Annotated in this window: 4 protein-coding genes; 1 reads left to right on the plus strand and 3 read right to left on the minus strand. The window is 45.4% G+C overall.

Translation table 11 applies throughout. The features are described 5' to 3' along the window. Positions 1-382: 382 nt before the first annotated feature. A complete protein-coding gene (locus PSE7429_RS20370) occupies positions 383-1387 on the minus strand; it encodes a photosynthesis system II assembly factor Ycf48 (RefSeq protein WP_009629242.1) in 1005 nt (334 codons plus the stop codon). 71 nt (positions 1388-1458) lie between these two features. Continuing rightward, on the minus strand, positions 1459-1881 hold the full coding sequence (locus PSE7429_RS20375) for a rubredoxin (protein ID WP_009629243.1): 423 nt from the start codon (positions 1879-1881) through the stop codon (positions 1459-1461). A 352-nt stretch (positions 1882-2233) separates the two neighbouring features. On the opposite strand from PSE7429_RS20375, the gene uvrA reads away from it, so the two are divergent. Then, a complete protein-coding gene (uvrA, locus tag PSE7429_RS20380) occupies positions 2234-5095 on the plus strand; it encodes an excinuclease ABC subunit UvrA (protein ID WP_009629244.1) in 2862 nt (953 codons plus the stop codon). A 121-nt stretch (positions 5096-5216) separates the two neighbouring features. Here uvrA and csaB read toward each other — a convergent pair whose 3' ends face one another. Further along, on the minus strand, positions 5217-6254 hold the full coding sequence (csaB, locus tag PSE7429_RS20385) for a polysaccharide pyruvyl transferase CsaB (RefSeq protein WP_009629245.1): 1038 nt from the start codon (positions 6252-6254) through the stop codon (positions 5217-5219). Positions 6255-6512 lie beyond the last annotated feature (258 nt).

The raw sequence follows: 6512 nt of genomic DNA on the forward strand, positions 1-6512 counted from the left end.
TAATTTCCTCCGTCAATTAAGGCGATCGCAGCGATCGTGGTTAAAAACAAAGTGTTACCCTGTAACTTTCTCACCTACAATCCTCCCGACAAATTCCACACAAAAAGTCAAGCTTCCATTGTAGGAAACTTGACTAAGATAACTTATTTAACGTCAGTTCGGGTTAAGCTGGCAAATTTTAAAAGCCCAAAAGTAAAAGCCTTGCGTAGCAAGGCTTTTACTTTTGGGCTTTGAGAAAGGGTTTGCTATGCAAACCCTTTCTCAAAGCCCATTTCAAATTATCCCGAACTCATATTAATAAAGAAAATGGCGGCGCTAAGCGCTGCCATTTTCTTCTTGAGGGTTAAATCCTAAAATGGCTAAGCCATTTTGGGTTTTGGTATTAGTCGGGGGAATAGGCTAATAATGTGCCATTTTGCCCGATGACAAAACCGCGATCGTGGGAGAAAAAGTAAACCTGATAGAGATTAGCGCCGACATTTGCCGCCGAGCGATCGCGCGTCCATGTCTTGCCACCATCTTCGCTATGGATCAAGCGGGAGCTACCACCCGAAATCCAAACATTATTTTCATCTTGATAGGCGAGATCCAATAGACCAAAGCCACCGCCTTCACGGGGAGTTTGCTTTTTCTCCCACTTGTCAAATTCGCCAACTTCACTAAACTGAACTTGACCACCACGATTTAACATCCATAGGCGGTTATCGGGGGTATAACCCATGTTTTGGACTCGACGGGAGCTATTGCGATTATGTTGAATCCAAGTTACATCTCCAGGCTGCCATGTCGAATAAAAATTACCATTTGCCGATATCGCAACATAGCGCCCATCGGCGCTACGGTTGAGATTGCGAGCATTACCTACGGCTTGCGTTACTAAAGCTTTCCAATTTTGTCCTGCATCTTGCGTGGAATAGATCGCCCCCAGATCTGTAACCATTTCCGCTGAGTTTTTACCTTGCGCAACGATCGCAAAGGGGTCACCAGGCAACTTGGAGCTAAGTCCGATCCGCGACCAAGATTTACCGCCATCGGTGGTGTGTAGCAAGAGAGAGGGCTGTCCTGTAATCCACCCCTCTTTGCCAGAGAAACTAATCGATGAGAAGCGATAAATGCTGTCGCCGAGATCGAGTTTGCGCTCTTCCCAAGTTTTGCCACCATCGATTGATTCGAGCAGAGTTGCCTCAGTACCAACTAACCAACCGTGATCGAGATCGTTTTTGTCAAACCAAAGATCGAGGGGGGTAATCGCCACTGGGAGATCGACCTTATGCCAATTGCCATGGTTGGCTGAGGCAATTGGCATTCCCATGCCCAATAATCCGCCGCAAATTAGTAATAGGCAGAGGGATAAAGAAGTAAGAAAGCGTTTTATGCTTTTATTCATAAAAATCTATAGAAAATTTGCAAAAGAATTTGTAAGGAAGTTTGTAAGAAACTATGCTAAAGGAGAGTGAATTAATCGAGGGCGTAAAGACTAATGAAGAAAATGACTGCTAGCGCCAGCGACCCAAAGATCAATAAATTTTTTTGTCCTGGAGTGAGCGTATTTACCCCAAATCCATAGCCTAGGTTTTCGGTAAAGCCAGAGGGTTTGGCTGCAACGCCAATATCGGCAAATGCTTTTTTCTTGGTATTGCAAACGGGACAACGCCAATCGTTAGGAATATCTTCAAAGGCTGTGCCACTAGGAATATTTCGCTTCGCATCGCCTACGGATGGTTCGTATATGTAGCCACATACGCCACATTCATGACGATGTAGTTCCTCTTTTATATCTGGTATATCTGGCGTATTTACTTCTATATTGGCTTCTATATTGGCTTCTGTATTGGCTATTTCTATGTTTTCGGCTGCCGCATTAGTTAATTCGGGTTCCATAAATTTGATCGCCCGTAAAGCGATCGCTTGGTAATTCTGTTACAAATTATTACATCTTTTTGACATATCTTTCCTGAGCTTGTGTTTCAAACAATCTTTGCCTTTATTGCCTGTATAGCTACAGTCACTTGAATGAGGAAAAATCAAACCCCAAGACTTGAATGGCGGCGCTTCGCGCCGCCATTCAAGTCTTGGGGTTTATGTCCTATATATACTTGGCGACAGCTATATGAAACGAGGGCAATTGTCATACCAAAAGGATCAATCCACCATCGTCAAAGCCCACAAATATTGCGGCGATCGCATACACTAGTAACAAATCTTTACGCTAACAAGTATAAATCGCGCTCGAATGCCAGACCATACTCATATTCAAGTTAAGGGTGCAAGACAGCACAATCTTAAGAATGTCGATCTGACGATTCCGCGCGATCGCCTAATCGTGTTTACAGGTGTGTCTGGTTCGGGCAAGTCATCCCTTGCCTTTGACACAATATTTGCTGAAGGACAACGTCGCTATGTTGAGTCGCTGAGTGCCTATGCTCGACAGTTTCTCGGACAGGTCGATAAGCCCGATGTAGACTACATTGAGGGATTGAGTCCTGCGATTTCCATAGACCAAAAATCCACTTCCCATAATCCGCGATCCACCGTTGGCACGGTTACTGAGATTTATGATTACCTGCGCTTGCTGTTTGGTCGAGCAGGTTCGCCACATTGTCCCATTTGCGATCGCAATATAGCGCCACAGACCATTGATCGGATGGTGGACTCGATTATGGAATTAAGCGATCGTACTCGATTCCAATTACTCGCTCCCGTAATTCGTGGCAAAAAAGGAACCCATAAGAAATTACTGGCGAGTCTAGCATCGGAAGGTTTCGGACGAGTGCGGATTGATGGAGAAGTACGCGAACTCAGCGACAATATTGAACTAGAAAAAAATAAACTCCATGATATTGAAATTGTCGTCGATCGCCTAGTTCGCAAAGGTGATATCCAAGAAAGGCTGACCGATTCTCTCGCCACATGCTTGAAACGCGCCGAAGGAATTGCCATGGTAGAGATTCTCGATCGGACGGACTCCGATCGGGATCAAGGCAGCAACCTACTCACATTTTCCGAAAACTTTGCTTGCCCCGAACATGGCGCAGTCATGGAAGAACTCTCCCCAAGGATGTTCTCTTTTAATTCTCCCTATGGGGCTTGTCCTGCCTGTCATGGATTAGGTAGCATCAAAACCTTTAATCCCGCCCTATTAGTTCCCGATCCCTCTCTGCCCGTTTATGCCGCGATCGCTCCTTGGGCAGACAAAACCCACACCTATTACATTTCCCTACTCGCCAGTGTCGGTGAATACGCAGGCTTTGAAATTACTACACCTTGGGAAAATCTATCCCAGTCACAGATTGACATTATTCTCTATGGCACGACTGAAAAGATTTTAATTAAACCCGACTCGCTTTATCGTGAGCGGACTGAAGGCTATTACAAGCGTTATGAAGGAGCCATCTCCATCCTCGAACAGCAGTATAAAGAAGCAGGCGAATCACAAAAACAGAAGCTAGAAAATTATCTAATCGAGCAGAATTGCTCCACCTGTGAGGGAACTCGACTCAAGCCAGAGTCCCTTGCCGTGCGGGTGGGTGGTTATAACATTATTGAGTTTGTCTCGGTTCCCATTGGCACTTGTCGCGATCGCCTCAAAAATTTAGAACTTGATGCGCGTACGCGACAAATTGGCGATCGGGTGTTACAGGAAATCGGAGCGAGATTGCAATTCCTTCTCGATGTCGGCTTAGACTATCTCACCCTCGATCGCTCCACCATGTCGCTCTCTGGTGGTGAAGCTCAGCGCATCCGATTAGCCACGCAAATTGGTTCAGGTTTAACAGGCGTTCTCTACGTACTGGACGAGCCGAGCATTGGGCTGCACCAACGCGATAATTCCAGACTTTTGGCAACTTTAACAAAACTGCGCGATCTTGGAAATACACTGATCGTAGTCGAGCATGATGAGGAAACGATTCGTGCTGCGGATTATCTAGTCGATATTGGTCCTGGCGCGGGAGTGCATGGTGGGAGAGTTGTCGCCCAAGGCAGCGTCAATGATATTGAGGATCATCCCGAATCGCTTACAGGCGCTTACCTATCCAAAAAAAAGCAAATTTATACCCCCGCAGAACGACGTAAGGGCAATGGCAAATATCTGGAAATTTGTGATGCCCATCTCAATAATCTCCAACATATCAACGTTAAACTTCCCTTAGGAAAACTCGTTTGTATTACAGGTGTATCAGGTTCGGGGAAATCTACTCTCATTAATGACCTGCTCCATAATTCTCTCGACCATCATTTCTCCCGTAAAATCCCAGTTCCCATTGGTGTGGGAGAGGTGAAAGGACTTCAAGCCCTTGATAAATTCATTGTCATTGACCAATCGCCAATCGGACGTACCCCTCGCTCCAATCCTGCCACCTATACGGGGCTTTTTGATGTCATTCGGGAAACCTTTGCCCTGACCACTGCGGCGAAAACCAGAGGCTATAAAGCGGGACAATTTTCCTTTAATGTCAAGGGGGGGCGTTGTGAAGCCTGTTCGGGGCAGGGAGTAAATGTGATTTCGATGAATTTCTTGCCTGATGTCTACGTACAGTGTGATGTGTGTAAAGGAGCAAGGTACAATCGGGAAACTTTACAGGTTAAATACAAAGAAAAGACGATCGCTGATGTTCTTGATATGACCATCGAAGAAGCGATGCATTTTTTTGAGAATATTCCCTCAGCACATACCAAATTGGGAATGTTGGTGGATGTGGGTTTGGGCTATGTCCGCTTGGGACAATCTGCCCCAACATTATCAGGTGGTGAAGCCCAACGGGTGAAACTTGCGACCGAACTAGCTCGCAGGGCTACGGGTAAAACCCTCTATCTCATCGATGAGCCAACTACGGGCTTAAGTTTCTATGATGTACATAAGCTACTGGATGTGATGCAACGTTTGGTGGATAAGGGTAATAGCATCATCACAATTGAGCATAATCTTGATGTGATTCGTTGTGCGGATTGGATCGTCGATCTCGGTCCCGAAGGAGGCGATCGCGGTGGTAAAATCATCGCCGAAGGAACGCCCGAACAGGTTGCTAAAGTCAAAAGTTCCTATACAGGCAAATATCTCAAGCAAGTTTTAGCAGAATATCCTCGCAGTAACTGAGGGCTGGCAAGGGCTTTAAGGTTTGCTTAGGACATACATTCCCAAAGATGAGTAGCAGCGCTTCGCGCTGCTACTCATCTTTGGTGGTTTATATTTAATTGCGTTAATTGCGTCTAGCTATTTATAGAATTTGTTTGTGAAGTAGTACGTCTTGTTTTAGTTGACAAACTCGCTGGGCGATCGCTTCATTTTTATGTTCTAAATCCTTAATCCAGATATCCGCTATTGTTCGCGCATCATCAGGTAAATCCGCTAATTCCCAACCTGAAATACCCAAATCTTCCATAAGATAGGAAACTTTTGGATCGTAGCTAATTGCCGAGCAATGACAGCCCTCCGAAGCTGCCATGATCAATCCATGCAATCGCATCGCGATCGTTAAATCTACACCACGAAAGATTCCCTTCAGTTTACGCGGATCTTTTTGAATGATGATTTGACTGCGTTTTGGAAATTTATCGTTGAGTGCATCACAAATTGCTTGGGCGATCGCTTTATCTTGGGTTGGTTGAAATGGAATTAACAAAAGATTGGCATTAGTTTGCTGTTGGATTAATCGGAGAGCCTCAGTAATGGTCGCCAGCCGACAAGAGGTCAGCATTGGATGCGATCGCAATACTACCGCCACCTTGGGTGTAGCTAAGTCTCGATATATATTCATCGATTCTGCCTCTAGAGCCCATACAGGATCGGGGGCAACAATACTGTTAACTTCCCATTCCGCAAGCAAGCGGGCGGATTGCCGATCGCGTACAGATATGGATTTACAGCCCTGAAAAGCTCGTTTAGCGATCCATTTACTCAACTTGCGCTGAAGGGGACCAACTCCCTGCGCCCAAGCGATCGTTTGTAAACCCATGCCCTGCGCTAGCCCCATCAAACCGCCATAATAAATCGGATTTCTGGCACTTGTGGCATCCTGCATCAGGCTCCCTCCTCCCCATATGAATAAATCCGATCGACTGAGAACACTCAGTAATCCAAACACTGAATAGCGATCGCTCGCTTCTACTTGGTGTAAATTTTCTGTAGCCTTAGGATTTGCCGATAATACTAGCGGTTGGACATCATCAGGCAACATTTGCAATAGGGTGGCAAGCAGAGCTTCATCACCACCATTACCCATCCCATAATATCCACATAAAACCGCACGCCGCATAGAATTCTGCCCAATATTTTTAGCTGTTTTGCCCTAGTCTCAACATCCCATTGTCGCGTATTTGTACCGTTTCGCACTTAAAAAAGTAAGGCAGTACAAGGTGCTGCCTTACTTTTTTGCGTAATATTTGCGTAATATTTGCGTAATATTTGCGTAATATTTTTTGGGGTAATTTGGTAGTAATGAGCAGTAATTAGTTAGGCGCAATTAAATATAAAACCCAAAAACCTGTAGCGCACGCGCAGCGTGCGCTACAGG

Origin of the sequence: Pseudanabaena biceps PCC 7429, assembly GCF_000332215.1 — a bacterium.
Classification (GTDB): domain Bacteria; phylum Cyanobacteriota; class Cyanobacteriia; order Pseudanabaenales; family Pseudanabaenaceae; genus Pseudanabaena; species Pseudanabaena biceps.